The 17,500-nt window shown below is 48.4% G+C and carries 17 protein-coding genes; 10 read left to right on the top strand and 7 right to left on the bottom strand.

Annotation, left to right across the window (positions count from 1 at the left end):
- Window positions 1-21: 21 nt before the first annotated feature.
- A complete protein-coding gene (locus BGE37_RS01890; RefSeq protein ID WP_001352916.1) occupies window positions 22-561 on the bottom strand; it encodes a hypothetical protein in 540 nt (179 codons plus the stop codon).
- Window positions 562-799: 238 nt separating this feature from the next.
- Window positions 800-1,036, bottom strand: a complete 237-nt coding sequence (tdcR, locus tag BGE37_RS01885) for a transcriptional activator TdcR (protein WP_214294837.1) — start codon at window positions 1,034-1,036, stop codon at window positions 800-802.
- Between the two features lie 314 nt (window positions 1,037-1,350).
- Between tdcR and tdcA the strand changes: the two genes are divergently transcribed.
- The 9 genes from tdcA to cyuA all read left to right on the top strand — a co-directional run bounded on the left by tdcA (window position 1,351) and on the right by cyuA (window position 13,075).
- A complete protein-coding gene (gene tdcA / locus BGE37_RS01880; RefSeq protein ID WP_000104211.1) occupies window positions 1,351-2,289 on the top strand; it encodes a transcriptional regulator TdcA in 939 nt (312 codons plus the stop codon).
- Between the two features lie 98 nt (window positions 2,290-2,387).
- Window positions 2,388-3,377 (top strand): bifunctional threonine ammonia-lyase/L-serine ammonia-lyase TdcB, encoded by a 990-nt coding sequence (gene tdcB, locus BGE37_RS01870; RefSeq protein ID WP_000548345.1) that lies wholly within the window; start codon window positions 2,388-2,390, stop codon window positions 3,375-3,377.
- Between the two features lie 21 nt (window positions 3,378-3,398).
- Window positions 3,399-4,730, top strand: coding sequence for a threonine/serine transporter TdcC (gene tdcC / locus BGE37_RS01865; protein WP_000107721.1), 1,332 nt, complete (start codon window positions 3,399-3,401; stop codon window positions 4,728-4,730).
- Between the two features lie 25 nt (window positions 4,731-4,755).
- The gene (gene tdcD, locus BGE37_RS01860; protein WP_001579025.1) at window positions 4,756-5,964 is read left to right on the top strand and encodes a propionate kinase; all 1,209 of its coding nucleotides are present in this window, start codon (window positions 4,756-4,758) and stop codon (window positions 5,962-5,964) included.
- A gap of 33 nt (window positions 5,965-5,997) precedes the next feature.
- A complete protein-coding gene (tdcE, locus tag BGE37_RS01855) occupies window positions 5,998-8,292 on the top strand; it encodes a 2-ketobutyrate formate-lyase/pyruvate formate-lyase (RefSeq protein ID WP_105287712.1) in 2,295 nt (764 codons plus the stop codon).
- Window positions 8,293-8,305: 13 nt separating this feature from the next.
- On the top strand, window positions 8,306-8,695 hold the full coding sequence (locus tag BGE37_RS01850) for an enamine/imine deaminase (protein ID WP_000719990.1): 390 nt from the start codon (window positions 8,306-8,308) through the stop codon (window positions 8,693-8,695).
- Between the two features lie 71 nt (window positions 8,696-8,766).
- On the top strand, window positions 8,767-10,131 hold the full coding sequence (gene tdcG / locus BGE37_RS01845; RefSeq protein WP_000622095.1) for an L-serine ammonia-lyase: 1,365 nt from the start codon (window positions 8,767-8,769) through the stop codon (window positions 10,129-10,131).
- 274 nt (window positions 10,132-10,405) lie between these two features.
- On the top strand, window positions 10,406-11,737 hold the full coding sequence (locus BGE37_RS01840) for an amino acid permease (protein ID WP_000401598.1): 1,332 nt from the start codon (window positions 10,406-10,408) through the stop codon (window positions 11,735-11,737).
- Between the two features lie 27 nt (window positions 11,738-11,764).
- Window positions 11,765-13,075, top strand: a complete 1,311-nt coding sequence (cyuA, locus tag BGE37_RS01835; protein ID WP_105287711.1) for a cysteine desulfidase — start codon at window positions 11,765-11,767, stop codon at window positions 13,073-13,075.
- A gap of 132 nt (window positions 13,076-13,207) precedes the next feature.
- Here the strand turns inward: cyuA and yhaL are convergent, their stop codons facing one another.
- Both yhaL and BGE37_RS01825 read right to left on the bottom strand, forming a co-directional pair.
- Window positions 13,208-13,372, bottom strand: coding sequence for a protein YhaL (yhaL, locus tag BGE37_RS01830; RefSeq protein ID WP_001306007.1), 165 nt, complete (start codon window positions 13,370-13,372; stop codon window positions 13,208-13,210).
- A 22-nt stretch (window positions 13,373-13,394) separates the two neighbouring features.
- Window positions 13,395-14,096 carry a pirin family protein gene (locus BGE37_RS01825; protein ID WP_000633564.1) on the bottom strand — a complete coding sequence of 234 codons (702 nt, stop codon included), beginning with the start codon at window positions 14,094-14,096 and terminating at the stop codon, window positions 13,395-13,397.
- Between the two features lie 104 nt (window positions 14,097-14,200).
- On the opposite strand from BGE37_RS01825, the gene yhaJ reads away from it, so the two are divergent.
- On the top strand, window positions 14,201-15,097 hold the full coding sequence (gene yhaJ, locus BGE37_RS01820; RefSeq protein ID WP_001041010.1) for a DNA-binding transcriptional regulator YhaJ: 897 nt from the start codon (window positions 14,201-14,203) through the stop codon (window positions 15,095-15,097).
- A gap of 50 nt (window positions 15,098-15,147) precedes the next feature.
- Here yhaJ and BGE37_RS01810 read toward each other — a convergent pair whose 3' ends face one another.
- The 3 genes from BGE37_RS01810 to yqjG all read right to left on the bottom strand — a co-directional run bounded on the left by BGE37_RS01810 (window position 15,148) and on the right by yqjG (window position 17,380).
- The gene (locus BGE37_RS01810) at window positions 15,148-15,504 is read right to left on the bottom strand and encodes a DUF805 domain-containing protein (RefSeq protein ID WP_001198788.1); all 357 of its coding nucleotides are present in this window, start codon (window positions 15,502-15,504) and stop codon (window positions 15,148-15,150) included.
- Window positions 15,505-15,745: 241 nt separating this feature from the next.
- Window positions 15,746-16,111, bottom strand: coding sequence for a DUF805 domain-containing protein (locus BGE37_RS01805; protein ID WP_000384145.1), 366 nt, complete (start codon window positions 16,109-16,111; stop codon window positions 15,746-15,748).
- Between the two features lie 282 nt (window positions 16,112-16,393).
- A complete protein-coding gene (gene yqjG / locus BGE37_RS01800; protein ID WP_105287710.1) occupies window positions 16,394-17,380 on the bottom strand; it encodes a glutathionyl-hydroquinone reductase YqjG in 987 nt (328 codons plus the stop codon).
- Between the last annotated feature and the right edge of the window lie 120 nt (window positions 17,381-17,500).

The raw sequence follows: 17,500 nt of genomic DNA, 5'->3' as shown, positions 1-17,500 counted from the left end.
TATTTTATCCTTTTTAAATAATCAATGAGAATCATGATTAAAATGATCTGGTGAAAAAAAGAGAATTTGCCAACAATCTGAAACATTGTCAGTTTTATTAAAATGATTAAATTCCGTTAAGATAACTTCTTTTTGCGTGAACTTTGCGCAAAACTTAAAAATTGTCTCCTTGATACACTCCAGATCTTTTCTATTGATGGCTGAACAAGTACATTTTTCGCCAAAAGGTGAAAATGTGCCTACATCTAAAGTTTGTATTATATAATCATCATTTACTCCTGTAGAAATATCAATGATGAATGGACTTCTATTTTCCGGTTGGATTCGGATCATTACAGAAGAAACATCACCTTTATAGACATTCAATGCAGTAATCGCAGATAATATTCTCCGCAATTCATTGCTTATGCTGTAAATTTCATTAACGTCATTTGTCGATATAATCTCGGCAAATTTTATTTTTACCTTCCAATAATCAATGTTTCTATTATAAGTGTTAACAGTCTCGTACATTGGTGGTATCGAAGGGGGTAAAAAATGTGAAACCGAATAACCTTTCATTGATGCCTGCCTTGTCATCATGACAAACAATAATCAATGCTTATTCTCCTTGCACGGTTCGCTCACAACTATCAAAAAACGCTCAATTACCCGGCATTACAGTCAACGAAGCAAAATTCTGTGGTCTACAACGATGTAAAGCACAACGAAAATCCTCCTTGTTCTCTTCTTCTGATCGTATAGCGATGAACATCAATTATTCGTTTTGTGATCCTCAACACAAAATGCTATTTAGTAACTATGGTGACAGTAGAAACGAGGGGAAACGATTGCATTCACAAAATGACGTCCTGTAAGAAGGGTGAAAGTTGATGTTAATCAATTGTTCGAGATGATCAATATCTGTATTCAAAATTTTAAAACATTGATAAAATAAATGTTTGTCCTCCAACAAATAGCGAGAAAAAATGTGACGTGCCGCATTATTTATCGCTGAAAATGATTTATTTATAATAAAATTTGATAACTTGCTCATAAAATTTAACTCAAAATTTGCCTGGTAATTATCCGCTAATTGCTTGAAATATGGTCGCAGCTGCTTTTTTTTATTAACCACATAACGAATGATGTTATCGCCATAAAATATGGTTATCCCTGTCATTTTTTTTGACAAAAATCAGGGTTTATGCTGATTTATATACTTTAACTTATTGATATATAAAAATATTTAATTGATACAGTGATGTCCAAAAAAGTATTGAAAGTTAATTTGTGAGTGGTCGCACATATCCTGTTCATTTCATTTTGATACACTTCATGCCGTCAATGAGGTTATTAACGTAGGTAGTTATGAGCACTATTCTTCTTCCGAAAACGCAGCATCTGGTAGTCTTTCAGGAAGTCATTAGAAGTGGCTCTATCGGCTCGGCTGCAAAAGAATTAGGGTTAACTCAACCCGCCGTCAGTAAAATCATTAACGATATTGAAGACTATTTTGGCGTGGAATTAGTGGTGCGGAAAAATACCGGTGTAACATTAACACCTGCCGGTCAATTGTTACTCTCCCGTTCCGAATCCATTACCCGTGAAATGAAAAATATGGTTAATGAGATAAGCGGTATGTCTTCTGAGGCGGTGGTGGAAGTCTCATTTGGTTTTCCTTCATTGATTGGTTTTACTTTTATGTCCGGGATGATCAACAAGTTCAAAGAGGTGTTTCCGAAAGCGCAGGTTTCTATGTATGAAGCGCAACTGTCTTCGTTCCTACCGGCAATCCGCGACGGTCGCCTGGATTTTGCGATTGGTACGTTAAGCGCAGAAATGAAGCTTCAGGATTTACATGTTGAGCCGCTGTTCGAGTCCGAGTTTGTGCTGGTAGCCAGTAAGTCCCGAACATGCACCGGCACCACCACGCTGGAGTCGTTGAAGAACGAACAGTGGGTGTTGCCACAAACCAATATGGGGTACTACAGCGAGCTGCTTACCACGTTACAAAGAAATGGCATCAGTATTGAAAACATCGTTAAAACTGACTCAGTCGTGACAATTTATAATCTTGTCCTCAATGCTGATTTCTTAACTGTAATTCCTTGTGATATGACGTCACCTTTTGGTTCTAATCAATTTATTACTATCCCGGTTGAAGAAACATTACCTGTGGCACAATATGCCGCGGTATGGTCGAAAAATTATCGTATTAAAAAAGCAGCATCGGTTTTGGTGGAATTAGCCAAAGAGTATTCATCTTATAATGGGTGTAGACGAAGGCAATTAATAGAAGTTGGTTAGTTATTTGTTTTTATTTAAACATAAATAATCCACCTGTCTGTTTTGCAGGTGTCGGTTACGGTTACCTACATATTTAATTCAGGCTAAGAGGTTTTATAATGCATATTACATACGATCTCCCGGTTGCTATTGATGACATCATTGAAGCAAAACAACGACTGGCTGGGCGAATTTATAAAACAGGCATGCCTCGCTCCAACTATTTTAGTGAACGTTGCAAAGGTGAAATATTCCTCAAATTCGAAAACATGCAGCGTACCGGTTCATTTAAAATTCGTGGCGCATTTAATAAATTAAGTTCACTGACCGATGCGGAAAAACGTAAAGGTGTAGTGGCCTGCTCTGCGGGCAACCATGCGCAAGGGGTTTCGCTCTCCTGCGCGATGCTGGGTATCGACGGTAAAGTGGTGATGCCAAAAGGCGCGCCGAAATCCAAAGTAGCGGCAACGTGCGACTACTCCGCTGAAGTTGTTTTGCATGGTGATAACTTCAACGACACTATCGCTAAAGTGAGCGAAATTGTCGAAATGGAAGGCCGTATTTTTATCCCACCTTATGATGATCCGAAAGTGATTGCCGGTCAGGGAACGATTGGTCTGGAAATTATGGAAGATCTCTATGATGTCGATAACGTGATTGTGCCAATTGGCGGTGGCGGTTTAATTGCTGGTATTGCGGTAGCGATTAAATCAATTAACCCGACTATTCGTGTTATTGGTGTACAGTCAGAAAACGTTCACGGCATGGCGGCTTCTTTCCACTCCGGAGAAATAACCACGCACCGAACTACCGGCACCCTGGCGGATGGTTGTGATGTCGCCCGCCCGGGTAATTTAACTTACGAAATCGTTCGTGAATTAGTCGATGACATCGTGCTGGTCAGCGAAGACGAAATCAGAAACAGTATGATTGCCTTAATTCAGCGCAATAAAGTCGTCACCGAAGGCGCAGGCGCTCTGGCATGTGCTGCATTATTAAGCGGTAAATTAGACCAATATATTCAAAACAGAAAAACCGTCAGTATTATTTCCGGCGGCAATATCGATCTTTCTCGCGTCTCTCAAATCACCGGTTTCGTTGACGCTTAATTAATTCGTTGAGGATAGGATATGAGTACTTCAGATAGCATTGTATCCAGCCAGACAAAACAATCGTCCTGGCGTAAATCAGATACCACATGGACGTTAGGCTTGTTTGGTACGGCAATCGGCGCCGGGGTGCTGTTCTTCCCTATCCGCGCAGGTTTTGGCGGACTGATCCCGATTCTTCTGATGTTGGTATTGGCATACCCCATCGCATTTTATTGCCACCGGGCGCTGGCGCGTCTGTGTCTTTCTGGCTCTAACCCTTCCGGCAACATTACGGAAACGGTGGAAGAGCATTTTGGTAAAACTGGCGGCGTGGTTATCACGTTCCTGTACTTCTTCGCGATTTGCCCACTGTTGTGGATTTATGGCGTTACTATTACCAATACCTTTATGACGTTCTGGGAAAACCAGCTCGGCTTTGCACCGCTGAATCGCGGCTTTGTGGCGCTGTTCCTGTTGCTGCTGATGGCTTTCGTCATCTGGTTTGGTAAGGATCTGATGGTTAAAGTGATGAGCTACCTGGTATGGCCGTTTATCGCCAGCCTGGTGCTGATTTCTCTGTCGCTGATCCCTTACTGGAACTCTGCAGTTATCGACCAGGTTGACCTCGGTTCGCTGTCGTTAACCGGTCATGACGGTATCCTGATCACTGTCTGGCTGGGGATTTCCATCATGGTTTTCTCCTTTAACTTCTCGCCAATCGTCTCTTCCTTCGTGGTTTCTAAACGTGAAGAGTATGAGAAAGATTTTGGTCGCGATTTCACCGAGCGTAAATGTTCACAAATCATCTCTCGCGCCAGTATGCTGATGGTTGCAGTGGTGATGTTCTTTGCCTTTAGCTGCCTGTTTACGCTGTCTCCGGCGAATATGGCTGAAGCGAAAGCGCAGAATATTCCAGTGCTTTCTTATCTGGCTAACCACTTTGCGTCCATGACCGGTACCAAAACAACGTTTGCAATTACACTGGAATATGCAGCTTCCATCATCGCACTCGTGGCTATTTTCAAATCTTTCTTCGGTCACTATCTGGGGACGCTGGAAGGTCTGAATGGTTTGATTCTGAAGTTCGGTTATAAAGGTGACAAAACCAAAGTGTCGCTGGGTAAACTGAATACTCTCAGCATGATTTTCATCATGGGCTCCACCTGGGTTGTTGCCTACGCCAACCCGAACATCCTCGACCTGATTGAAGCCATGGGCGCGCCGATTATCGCATCCCTGCTGTGCCTGTTGCCGATGTATGCCATCCGTAAAGCGCCGTCTCTGGCGAAATACCGTGGTCGTCTGGATAACGTGTTTGTTACCGTGATTGGTCTGCTGACCATCCTGAACATCGTATACAAACTGTTTTAATCCGTAACTCAGGATGAGAAAAGAGATGAATGAATTTCCGGTTGTTTTGGTTATTAACTGTGGTTCGTCTTCGATTAAGTTTTCCGTGCTCGATGCCAGCGACTGTGAAGTATTAATGTCAGGTATTGCCGACGGTATTAACTCGGAAAATGCATTCTTATCCGTAAATGGGGGAGAGCCAGCACCGCTGGCTCACCACAGCTACGAAGGTGCATTGAAGGCAATTGCATTTGAACTGGAAAAACGGAATTTAAATGACAGCGTGGCCTTAATTGGCCACCGCATCGCTCACGGCGGCAGTATTTTTACCGAGTCCGCCATTATTACCGATGAAGTCATTGATAATATCCGTCGCGTTTCTCCACTGGCACCCCTGCATAATTACGCCAATTTAAGTGGTATTGAATCGGCGCAGCAATTATTCCCGGGCGTAACTCAGGTGGCGGTATTTGATACCAGTTTCCACCAGACGATGGCGCCGGAAGCTTATTTATACGGCCTGCCGTGGAAATATTATGAAGAGTTAGGTGTACGCCGTTATGGTTTCCACGGCACGTCGCACCGCTACGTTTCCCAGCGCGCGCATTCTTTGCTGAATCTGGCGGAAGATGACTCCGGCCTGGTCGTGGCGCATCTTGGCAATGGCGCGTCAATCTGCGCAGTTCGCAACGGTCAGAGTGTTGACACCTCAATGGGAATGACGCCGCTGGAAGGTTTGATGATGGGTACCCGCAGTGGCGATGTCGACTTCGGGGCGATGTCCTGGGTCGCCAGTCAAACCAACCAGAGCCTGAGTGACCTGGAACGCGTAGTGAATAAAGAGTCGGGATTATTAGGCATTTCCGGTCTTTCTTCGGATTTACGTGTTCTGGAAAAAGCGTGGCATGAAGGACACGAACGCGCGCAACTGGCAATTAAAACCTTTGTTCACCGAATTGCCCGTCATATTGCCGGACACGCAGCTTCATTACGTCGCCTGGATGGAATTATATTCACCGGCGGAATAGGAGAGAACTCAAGTTTAATTCGTCGTTTGGTCATGGAGCATTTGGCTGTATTAGGCGTAGAGATTGATACAGAAATGAATAATCGCTCTAACTCCTGTGGAGAGCGAATTGTTTCCAGTGAAAATGCGCGTGTCATTTGCGCCGTTATCCCAACCAACGAAGAAAAAATGATTGCTTTGGATGCCATTCATTTAGGCAAAGTGAACGCGCCCGCAGAATTTGCATAATTTAGTTGAAGTATTGTAGAGAGATTATTTTTCATGAAGGTAGATATTGATACCAGCGATAAGCTGTACGCCGACGCATGGCTTGGCTTTAAAGGTACGGACTGGAAAAACGAAATTAATGTCCGCGATTTTATTCAACATAACTATACACCGTATGAAGGTGATGAATCTTTTCTCGCCGAAGCAACGCCAGCCACCACGGAATTGTGGGAAAAAGTAATGGAAGGCATCCGTATCGAAAACGCGACTCACGCGCCATTGGATTTCGATACTAATATTGCCACCACCATTACCGCTCATGATGCGGGATATATTAACCAGCCGCTGGAAAAAATTGTTGGCCTGCAAACAGATGCACCATTAAAGCGCGCGCTGCATCCGTTCGGCGGTATTAATATGATTAAAAGTTCATTCCACGCATATGGCCGTGAAATGGACAGTGAATTTGAGTACATCTTTACCGATCTGCGTAAAACCCATAATCAGGGCGTATTTGATGCGTACTCACCGGATATGCTGCGCTGCCGTAAATCGGGTGTACTGACTGGTTTGCCAGACGGTTATGGTCGTGGGCGTATTATCGGTGACTACCGCCGCGTAGCGCTTTACGGCATCAGTTATCTGGTACGTGAACGCGAACTGCAATTTGCCGATCTCCAGTCTCGTCTGGAAAAAGGCGAAGATCTCGAAGCCACTATCCGTCTGCGTGAGGAGCTGGCGGAACATCGTCGTGCGCTGTTGCAGATTCAGGAAATGGCGGCGAAATACGGTTTTGATATCTCCCGTCCGGCGCGGAATGCGCAGGAAGCGGTGCAGTGGCTCTACTTCGCTTACCTGGCGGCAGTGAAATCACAGAACGGCGGCGCAATGTCTCTTGGCCGTACGGCATCGTTCCTCGATATCTACATTGAGCGCGACTTTAAAGCTGGCGTGCTCAATGAGCAGCAGGCACAAGAACTGATCGACCACTTCATTATGAAGATCCGTATGGTGCGCTTCCTGCGTACGCCGGAATTTGATTCGCTGTTCTCTGGCGACCCGATCTGGGCGACGGAAGTGATCGGTGGGATGGGGCTGGACGGTCGTACGCTGGTGACCAAAAACTCTTTCCGTTATCTGCACACCCTGCACACTATGGGGCCAGCACCGGAACCAAACCTGACCATTCTGTGGTCGGAAGAATTACCGATCGCCTTCAAAAAATATGCCGCGCAGGTGTCTATCGTCACCTCTTCCTTGCAGTATGAAAACGACGATCTGATGCGTACTGACTTCAACAGCGACGATTACGCGATTGCCTGCTGCGTTAGCCCGATGGTGATTGGTAAGCAAATGCAGTTCTTTGGTGCACGCGCTAACCTGGCGAAAACGCTGCTCTACGCAATTAACGGCGGGGTGGACGAGAAGCTGAAGATTCAGGTCGGCCCAAAAACAGCACCGCTGATGGACGACGTGTTGGACTACGACAAAGTGATGGACAGCCTCGACCACTTTATGGACTGGCTGGCGGTGCAGTACATCAGCGCGCTGAACATCATCCACTACATGCACGACAAGTACAGCTACGAAGCCTCGCTGATGGCGCTGCATGATCGTGATGTCTATCGCACTATGGCGTGTGGCATCGCGGGCCTGTCAGTGGCGACGGACTCCCTGTCTGCCATCAAATATGCCCGCGTGAAACCAATCCGTGACGAAAACGGCCTGGCGGTGGACTTTGAAATCGATGGCGAATATCCGCAGTACGGCAACAATGATGAGCGTGTAGACAGTATTGCCTGCGACCTCGTTGAACGTTTTATGAAGAAAATTAAAGCGCTGCCGACCTATCGCAACGCCGTCCCTACCCAGTCGATTCTGACTATCACTTCTAACGTGGTGTACGGGCAGAAAACCGGTAACACGCCGGACGGTCGTCGCGCCGGAACACCGTTCGCACCGGGCGCTAACCCGATGCACGGTCGTGACCGTAAAGGTGCCGTGGCCTCGCTGACGTCGGTGGCGAAACTGCCGTTCACTTACGCCAAAGACGGTATCTCGTACACCTTCTCAATTGTCCCGGCGGCGTTGGGCAAAGAAGATCCAGTACGTAAAACCAACCTTGTCGGCCTGCTGGATGGGTATTTCCACCACGAAGCGGATGTCGAAGGCGGTCAACACCTCAACGTCAACGTAATGAATCGGGAAATGCTGCTGGATGCCATCGAGCACCCGGAAAAATATCCTAACCTGACAATCCGTGTCTCTGGCTACGCCGTGCGTTTCAACGCACTGACCCGTGAACAGCAACAAGATGTTATTTCACGTACTTTTACCCAGGCGCTCTGACGCCGGAGGATGTATGAAAAAGATTATCGAAACGCAACGTGCCCCAGGCGCAATCGGCCCTTATGTTCAGGGTGTTGATTTAGGCAGCATGGTCTTCACCTCCGGGCAAATTCCGGTTTGCCCGCAGACAGGTGAGATCCCGGCTGATGTGCAAGATCAGGCGCGTTTAAGCCTCGAAAACGTCAAAGCGATCGTGGTTGCTGCCGGGCTGAGCGTGGGTGATATCATCAAGATGACCGTGTTCATCACCGATCTGAATGATTTTGCCACCATCAATGAAGTCTATAAGCAGTTCTTCGATGAGCATCAGGCGACCTACCCGACCCGGAGCTGTGTGCAGGTCGCGCGTTTGCCGAAAGATGTGAAGCTGGAAATTGAAGCCATCGCAGTACGTAGTGCGTAAAGCCTCGTGAGCGGGACGGTCGCAAGGTCGTTCCGCTCCACTTCACTGAACGGCAATCCGAGGGTGTGGATATGATTAGTGCATTCGATATTTTCAAAATTGGGATTGGACCCTCCAGTTCGCATACCGTGGGGCCGATGAATGCCGGAAAAAGTTTTATTGATCGGCTGGAAAATAGCGGCTTATTAACCGCGACGAGCCATATTATGGTCGATCTGTACGGGTCGTTGTCACTGACGGGCAAAGGCCATGCCACGGATGTCGCCATCATCATGGGACTAGCAGGAAACAGTCCGCAGGATGTTGTTATTGATGAGATCCCTGCATTTATTGAGTTAGTGACGCGCAGCGGGCGGTTGCCGGTGGCTTCTGGGGCGCATGTTGTTGATTTTCCTGTAGCAAAGAACATTGTTTTCCATCCTGAAATGTTGCCTCGTCATGAGAACGGGATGCGGATTACTGCCTGGAATGGGCAGAAAGAGCTATTAAGCAAAACTTACTACTCAGTCGGTGGCGGATTTATCGTTGAAGAAGAACACTTCGGTCTGTCGCACGATGTCGAAACCCTCGTACCTTATGATTTTCACTCAGCAGGTGAACTGCTGAAAATGTGTGATTACAACGGCCTGTCTATTTCTGGCCTAATGATGCACAACGAGCTGGCGCTGCGCAGCAAAGCGGAAATTGATGCCGGGTTTGCCCGTATCTGGCAAGTGATGCACGACGGCATTGAACGCGGGATGAATACCGAAGGCGTGCTGCCAGGACCGCTTAATGTGCCTCGTCGTGCCGTTGCGTTGCGTCGCCAGCTGGTTTCCAGCGATAACATCTCTAACGATCCGATGAACGTCATCGACTGGATCAACATGTACGCGCTGGCAGTGAGTGAAGAAAACGCAGCCGGTGGGCGCGTAGTAACAGCGCCGACCAATGGGGCGTGCGGCATTATTCCGGCTGTGCTGGCTTATTATGATAAGTTCCGTCGCCCAGTAAATGAGCGGTCGATTGCCCGCTATCTACTGGCAGCGGGGGCTATTGGCGCGCTGTATAAAATGAACGCTTCCATCTCTGGCGCGGAAGTCGGCTGTCAGGGGGAAATTGGCGTGGCCTGTTCAATGGCGGCGGCAGGGTTAACTGAACTACTGGGCGGCAGTCCTGCGCAGGTATGCAATGCGGCGGAAATTGCTATGGAGCATAACCTTGGGCTGACCTGCGATCCGGTTGCCGGACAGGTACAAATCCCGTGCATTGAACGTAATGCCATTAATGCCGTGAAAGCAGTAAACGCTGCGCGGATGGCGATGCGCCGCACTTCGGCACCGCGTGTTTCACTCGATAAAGTGATCGAGACGATGTATGAAACCGGCAAAGATATGAACGATAAATACCGCGAAACATCACGCGGAGGATTGGCCATTAAAGTGGTCTGCGGTTGACATTGCTGTCAGCTTTCATCCTTGGGTGCACAAATGTGCACCTTTTTTTTGTGATCTGACGCAAATAGAGAATGAATATTCTCTTGCGGTTAATTTAGTAGAAAATTCTTATCCATCTCCGTTATTTCAAAGTCTTGATTGTGAAGATTTTCTCTGACCTCGCGCGTATCATTTCCTTATTCTAATAACTCGCCTGCAAAAATGTAGACCGCATATCGCCTTGATGCGGCTCGGAAAAAAATAATAAGCCCTACAAAATATTGAGCGAGAAATTATGGAAATTGCATCGAATAAAGGCGTCATTGCAGACGCATCGACCCCGGCAGGTCGTGCTGGAATGAGTGAGAGCGAGTGGCGAGAAGCGATCAAATTCGACAGTACTGACACCGGCTGGGTGATTATGAGTATCGGGATGGCGATTGGCGCAGGGATTGTTTTTCTCCCGGTGCAGGTCGGTTTGATGGGATTGTGGGTATTTTTGCTCTCATCGGTGATTGGTTACCCGGCAATGTATCTGTTTCAGCGGTTGTTTATTAATACGCTGGCAGAATCACCAGAATGTAAAGATTACCCGAGCGTCATTAGCGGTTATTTAGGTAAAAACTGGGGCATCCTGTTAGGTGCACTCTATTTCGTAATGCTGGTGATCTGGATGTTCGTCTATTCCACCGCCATCACCAACGATAGTGCTTCCTACCTGCATACCTTCGGCGTGACGGAAGGGTTGCTGTCAGACAGTCCCTTTTATGGTCTGGTACTGATTTGCATTCTGGTGGCGATCTCCTCACGCGGCGAGAAATTGTTATTCAAAATTTCGACGGGGATGGTGCTGACCAAGCTGCTGGTGGTCGCGGCGCTGGGCGTGTCGATGGTGGGAATGTGGCATCTGTATAACGTCGGTTCGCTACCGCCTCTGGGGCTACTGGTGAAAAACGCCATTATTACTCTGCCGTTTACCCTGACGTCGATTCTGTTTATCCAGACGTTAAGCCCGATGGTGATCTCTTATCGCTCGCGGGAAAAATCCATTGAAGTGGCGCGGCATAAAGCATTGCGGGCAATGAATATCGCGTTTGGCATTTTGTTTGTCACCGTCTTTTTCTACGCCGTGTCGTTCACGCTGGCGATGGGACATGACGAAGCGGTAAAAGCCTACGAGCAGAATATTTCCGCGCTGGCAATTGCGGCGCAGTTTATTAGCGGTGACGGCGCAGCGTGGGTGAAAGTGGTCAGCGTCATTCTTAATATTTTTGCCGTAATGACTGCATTCTTTGGTGTCTATTTAGGTTTTCGCGAAGCAACGCAAGGGATCGTAATGAACATCCTGCGTCGTAAGATGCCCGCCGAGAAGATTAACGAAAATCTCGTTCAGCGCGGCATCATGATTTTCGCCATTTTACTGGCCTGGAGCGCCATCGTACTGAACGCACCGGTGTTGAGCTTCACCTCTATCTGTAGCCCGATTTTCGGCATGGTAGGGTGCTTGATCCCGGCGTGGCTGGTTTACAAAGTACCGGCATTGCACAAATACAAAGGGATGTCTCTGTACCTGATTATCGTCACTGGTTTGTTGCTTTGTGTATCTCCGTTCCTGGCATTTTCTTGATTTACCTGAAATTTTAAGGTTTTTATTATGTTTGATTCGACTTTAAATCCGTTATGGCAGCGTTACATCCTCGCCGTTCAGGAGGAAGTAAAACCGGCGCTGGGATGTACTGAACCAATTTCACTGGCGCTGGCGGCGGCGGTAGCTGCGGCAGAACTGGAAGGTCCGGTTGAACGAGTAGAAGCCTGGGTTTCGCCAAATCTGATGAAGAACGGTCTGGGCGTCACCGTTCCTGGCACGGGAATGGTGGGGCTGCCGATTGCGGCGGCGCTGGGAGCGTTAGGTGGAAATGCCAACGCCGGGCTGGAAGTGCTGAAAGACGCAACTGCGCAGGCAATTGCCGATGCCAAAGCACTGCTGGCGGCGGGGAAAGTCTCAGTTAAGATCCAGGAACCTTGCGATGAAATCCTCTTCTCACGCGCCAAAGTCTGGAACGGTGAGAAGTGGGCGTGTGTCACCATCGTCGGTGGGCATACCAACATTGTGCATATTGAGACGCACAATGGCGTGGTGTTTACCCAGCAGGCCAGTGTAGCAGAGGGCGAGCAAGAGTCGCCACTGACGGTGCTCTCCAGAACGACGCTGGCTGAGATCCTGAAGTTCGTCAATGAAGTGCCGTTTGCGGCGATCCGCTTTATTCTCGATTCTGCGAAGTTAAATTGTGCGTTATCGCAGGAAGGCTTGAGCGGTAACTGGGGGCTACATATTGGCGCGACGCTGGAAAAACAGTGTGAACGCGGTTTGCTGGCGAAAGATCTCTCTTCATCCATTGTGATTCGTACCAGCGCGGCATCCGATGCGCGTATGGGCGGCGCTACGCTTCCGGCAATGAGTAACTCCGGCTCGGGTAACCAGGGGATCACTGCAACAATGCCTGTGGTGGTGGTCGCAGAACACTTCGGGGCCGATGATGAACGGCTGGCGCGTGCGCTGATGCTTTCGCATTTGAGCGCGATTTACATCCATAACCAGTTACCGCGTTTGTCTGCGTTGTGTGCCGCAACGACAGCAGCAATGGGGGCTGCTGCTGGGATGGCATGGCTGGTGGATGGGCGTTATGAAACCATCTCGATGGCGATCAGCAGTATGATCGGCGATGTCAGCGGCATGATTTGCGATGGTGCGTCCAACAGCTGCGCGATGAAGGTTTCGACCAGTGCTTCGGCTGCGTGGAAAGCAGTGTTAATGGCGCTGGATGATACCGCTGTGACCGGTAATGAAGGTATTGTGGCGCATGATGTTGAGCAGTCGATTGCCAACCTGTGTGCGCTGGCAAGCCATTCGATGCAGCAAACGGATCGGCAGATTATCGAGATTATGGCGAGCAAGGCCAGATAAACGCCTGGTTATGGGTATCGTGTCGGATGCGATGCTGGTGCATCTTATTTGGCCTACGAGTTGTGCAATTTGTTGATGTTGCTGGTTTTGTAGGCCGGATAAGGCGTTTACGCCGCATCCGGCAACCTGTCTTTACGCGGTAGCTTCATCCTCGGCTAAACGCGTTTCAGCATCCGCGACAATGGCTTCCAGTTCGCTCAACATCTCTTCATAGCCAAAATTATTGGCGGTGCGAGCCGGTTCCTTCGCCACCACGGGCTTCACTGGCTGACGCTTTTTGGCCGATTTTTTACTCATCATCATCTCCCTGTAAAAACAACTAGACAGGCAAATCTATCAGCAAAGCGCGCAGTGGGGAATCGGCAACCAGCGTAATGTTAGCCTCGTCACGAATAAACGCCCCATCACCGCAGGTCAGCACCGCTTTCTCTTCATGATGCGTAAGCGCATGAAATTGCCCGTGAATCGATTGCAAATACGCGCGTGGCCCATGCAACTGGAAATTCGCACTTTCGCCTTTGTCTAGCACGATATGATGCAGCCACACTTGCTGGCGCAACTGCAGGCTTCCCATCGCCCCCTCTGGCGAGGCGATTAATTGCTGCTTGCCCATATCAAGCGCCAGTTTTTGAATCAGCGGATTCTCTCGCTGCGGGCAGGCATCCAGCCAAAGCTGCATCCGTGTTAACGGTTTGTCTTTGCTGAGATTGTGTTCGCTATAGCTGATACCCGGCTGGGTAGAGAGCAGCAACGCTTCACCTGCGTAGGCCTGAATATGATTGCCTTCGCTGTCACGATACTCAGCTTCTCCATCCAGAATCACATTTAAAATATCGACTTTGGGATAGGTTCGTGGCTGGAAGGCGGCACCTGGGGCCAGAACTTCCTGGTTAAGCACACGCAGGGAGGCATAACCTAACAATTTCGGGTCGAAGTAGTGTCCAAAGGAAAAAGTATACCGGGCCTGCAACCATCCGTAGTCTGCTTGTCCACACTGCCTGGCAGTTCGGGTAGTAATCATAATTCTTGACCTCTCTTTACTTCCTTTTATGGTAAGGGGCTGGACGCTACATTGTTAGCCAGATATTCTGCCCGGTATGTTCAAATTTCCTGAATGAGAACGAAATGGCCAAAGAAAGGGCATTAACGCTGGAAGCACTACGGGTTATGGATGCGATCGATCGCCGGGGCAGTTTTGCGGCGGCGGCGGATGAGCTGGGACGCGTGCCTTCCGCACTTAGCTACACCATGCAAAAACTAGAAGAAGAGCTGGATGTGGTGTTGTTTGACCGCTCGGGCCATCGCACCAAATTCACCAATGTCGGGCGAATGTTGCTGGAGCGAGGGCGCGTTTTGCTGGAAGCCGCAGATAAACTGACTACCGATGCGGAAGCCCTCGCGCGCGGTTGGGAAACGCATCTCACCATTGTGACTGAGGCGCTGGTACCGACACCCGCCTTTTTCCCGTTAATCGACAAACTGGCGGCAAAAGCCAATACCCAACTGGCAATCATCACCGAAGTGCTGGCGGGGGCGTGGGAACGGCTGGAGCAGGGGCGCGCGGATATTGTTATCGCGCCGGATATGCATTTTCGCTCCTCGTCGGAGATCAACTCGCGCAAACTCTATACCTTAATGAACGTCTATGTTGCCGCGCCTGATCACCCGATTCATCAGGAGCCGGAACCGTTATCTGAAGTGACGCGCGTGAAATATCGTGGAATTGCGGTGGCGGATACCGCTCGTGAGCGCCCGGTGTTGACCGTACAGCTGCTGGACAAACAGCCGCGCTTAACGGTGAGCACGATTGAAGATAAACGTCAGGCATTACTGGCGGGGCTTGGCGTGGCGACGATGCCGTATCCGATGGTTGAAAAAGATATTGCGGAAGGACGGTTGCGTGTCGTCAGCCCGGAATCGACCAGCGAGATCGATATTATTATGGCCTGGCGTCGTGACAGTATGGGGGAAGCGAAATCCTGGTGTCTGCGGGAAATTCCCAAACTTTTTAGCGGAAAATAATATTTGTTATTTTTAATAAAAAGGGGCGAAATATCGCCCCAATTCTAAGATTAATTTGAACCAAACTTCGGATCGTTTCCGTAACGATTGCTGCCAGAATTGCCTTCTAAACAGGCAAATACAAACAGAACTAACCAGCCAATGACCGGTACCAGATAGAGAAGCGCCCACGCACCTGAACGGTCAGTATCGTGCAGACGACGAACGCACAGAGCAATGACCGGAATGATTGTTGCTGCCAGGTAAATGAGAGAAAGGAATGGAAACTCTAAACCTAAAATCAATTGAATGACATTGATAATAGTGCCGACGATGGCGTTAATCAGAGTAAACATCCAGTACTCTTTACGACGTGCACGACCAGAGAAACCAACATAATTTTTTAATACGGCTAAATACCACTGCATAAAAACATCCCTTTAATTAAAAGTTGCGAAAGTCTATTCCGGGGATGGAGTAAATGCTATTCGTATCTTTCTTTTTCGGATGTTATAAAGGTTTTGATATTTAAGATAAATACATGGTCGTGTTTTATATGTAATTTATATAACGACATTGAAATAATTTCAATAAACATTAGGAGATTATTTATTCATCAACATGATGATAAAAGCCGGATGAGTCAGACATCCGGCGAGGAGATTTGTTTTAAGGTTCCAGTTTCGGATCTGGTCCAAAGCGGTTTTCGCCTGGCGTACCTGCCTGGCAGTTAAAGACGATGATAATCAGCCAGCCGATAAACGGAATTAAGAACAGCAGTGCCCACCACGCCGAGCGGTCGGTGTCGTGCAGGCGGCGGAACTGAACTGCCCACCATGGTAAAAACACCAGAATACCGTAGATTGTCGTCAGGATGCCTTCGCCACCGGCGCGTTGCCAGCCTAACATTTTATCCAGCAGCCCCAGCACGAACGTAAAGATGATGTTGACCAGAATAAACATCCAGTACTCTTTGCGCCGCGCACGGCCCCGGAAACCGACATAATTTTTTAGTACTTTCAGATACCAGTCCATTTTTGCCTCAATTTTGCTCAATCACTTGTTTTTAAAGCAGCAAATTAAGAATAGACGTGAATGAAATGGCAGTAAATATTATCTCGATGAATTAATAAGGCGCTGTGAAGGATAAGGGCAAGCGCAAAATTGCCAGATGCGCTACGCTTATCTGGCCTGCGCGGTCATTGCAACATATTGAATATAAATGTTTTGTAGGTTTGATAAGGCGTTTACGCCACATCCGACATGAACAACACGCACTTAGCTAATTATCAGAGGCACCTCGTAAGGCGCCTTTTTTTAACCGAAGCGAACATCTCGTCCGTGCGGTTCATCGAGATCCTGCCACGGACCAATTGAAATAATCCCCGTAGGGTTGATGGTCTTATGGCTGCGGAAGTAGTGATTACGGATGTGAGCGAAATTGACGGTTTCGGCAATTCCCGGCATCTGGTAGATATCGCGCAGGAAGCCATACAGATTCAGGTAATCGCTGATGCGGTGCTTATCGCACTTGAAGTGGGTGACATACACCGGATCAAAACGGACCAGTGTGGTCCACAGGCGAATATCGGCTTCGGTTAGCTGGTTGCCGGTCAGGTAACGATGCTGACCTAAAATCTGTTCCAGCCGCGCCAGCGATTCAAACACTTTCGCCACCGCCTCGTCGTAGGCTTGCTGGCTGGTGGCAAAACCGGCTTTATACACGCCATTGTTAACGGTGTCGTAAATCCAGCCATTAAGTTCGTCAATTTTCGTTTGCAGGGCTGAAGGGTAGTAATCTCCAGCTTTCGCACCCAGCGCATCAAACGCGGTATTGAACATGCGGATGATTTCCGCTGATTCGTTGCTGACAATGGTGTGGTTCTTCTTGTCCCAGAGTACGGGAACAGTGACACGTCCGCTATAGTGTGGATCGGCGTGGAGATAAAGCTGATACAGAAACTCATGTTGATAGAGTGTATCGCCGGTTGCTCCCGGAAAACTGTCATCAAAGGTCCAGCCGTTTTCCAGCATTAACGGGTTCACTACGGAAACGGAAATAAACGGTTCCAGCCCTTTGAGTTTACGCATGATCAGCGTGCGGTGCGCCCACGGGCAGGCGAGTGAAACATAGAGATGATAACGATCTTTCTCTGCGGCAAAACCACCTTTGCCAGTGGGGCCTGGCGCGCCATCGGCAGTGAGCCAGTTACGAAATGCGGAAGCTGAACGTTGAAATTTACCGCCGGTGGATTTGGTGTCGTACCAGGTGTCATGCCAGACGCCGTCAATCAGTTGACCCATTTTTCTCTCCTCCAATAGCAAAAACGAGGAGCGTTTCTCCTCGTTTGAGACTGATGGCAAACGCAAAACTGCCTGATGCGCTATGCTTATCAGGCCTACGAGGTTTCTGCAATGTATTGA

The organism is Escherichia sp. MOD1-EC6300 (assembly GCF_002965045.1).
In the GTDB taxonomy this organism is placed as follows: Bacteria; Pseudomonadota; Gammaproteobacteria; order Enterobacterales; family Enterobacteriaceae; genus Escherichia; species Escherichia coli_F.
The sequence above is the reverse complement of the archived record's forward strand: the minus strand, read 5'-3'. Positions and strand labels throughout refer to the sequence as shown.

Excerpts from the sequence above, each read along its gene's own strand:
- tdcR (WP_214294837.1), bottom strand. The coding sequence starts at position 1,036 with ATGAGCAAGTTATCAAATTTTATTATAAATAAATCATTTTCAGCGATA.
- BGE37_RS01890 (WP_001352916.1), bottom strand. The coding sequence starts at position 561 with ATGAAAGGTTATTCGGTTTCACATTTTTTACCCCCTTCGATACCACCA.
- yhaL (WP_001306007.1), bottom strand. The coding sequence starts at position 13,372 with ATGAGTAAAAAATCGGCCAAAAAGCGTCAGCCAGTGAAGCCCGTGGTG.
- cyuA (WP_105287711.1), top strand. The coding sequence starts at position 11,765 with ATGTTTGATTCGACTTTAAATCCGTTATGGCAGCGTTACATCCTCGCC.
- tdcD (WP_001579025.1), top strand. The coding sequence starts at position 4,756 with ATGAATGAATTTCCGGTTGTTTTGGTTATTAACTGTGGTTCGTCTTCG.
- BGE37_RS01805 (WP_000384145.1), bottom strand. The coding sequence starts at position 16,111 with ATGGACTGGTATCTGAAAGTACTAAAAAATTATGTCGGTTTCCGGGGC.
- tdcB (WP_000548345.1), top strand. The coding sequence starts at position 2,388 with ATGCATATTACATACGATCTCCCGGTTGCTATTGATGACATCATTGAA.
- yqjG (WP_105287710.1), bottom strand. The coding sequence starts at position 17,380 with ATGGGTCAACTGATTGACGGCGTCTGGCATGACACCTGGTACGACACC.
- tdcA (WP_000104211.1), top strand. The coding sequence starts at position 1,351 with ATGAGCACTATTCTTCTTCCGAAAACGCAGCATCTGGTAGTCTTTCAG.
- tdcC (WP_000107721.1), top strand. The coding sequence starts at position 3,399 with ATGAGTACTTCAGATAGCATTGTATCCAGCCAGACAAAACAATCGTCC.
- BGE37_RS01825 (WP_000633564.1), bottom strand. The coding sequence starts at position 14,096 with ATGATTACTACCCGAACTGCCAGGCAGTGTGGACAAGCAGACTACGGA.
- yhaJ (WP_001041010.1), top strand. The coding sequence starts at position 14,201 with ATGGCCAAAGAAAGGGCATTAACGCTGGAAGCACTACGGGTTATGGAT.
- BGE37_RS01840 (WP_000401598.1), top strand. The coding sequence starts at position 10,406 with ATGGAAATTGCATCGAATAAAGGCGTCATTGCAGACGCATCGACCCCG.
- BGE37_RS01810 (WP_001198788.1), bottom strand. The coding sequence starts at position 15,504 with ATGCAGTGGTATTTAGCCGTATTAAAAAATTATGTTGGTTTCTCTGGT.
- BGE37_RS01850 (WP_000719990.1), top strand. The coding sequence starts at position 8,306 with ATGAAAAAGATTATCGAAACGCAACGTGCCCCAGGCGCAATCGGCCCT.
- tdcG (WP_000622095.1), top strand. The coding sequence starts at position 8,767 with ATGATTAGTGCATTCGATATTTTCAAAATTGGGATTGGACCCTCCAGT.
- tdcE (WP_105287712.1), top strand. The coding sequence starts at position 5,998 with ATGAAGGTAGATATTGATACCAGCGATAAGCTGTACGCCGACGCATGG.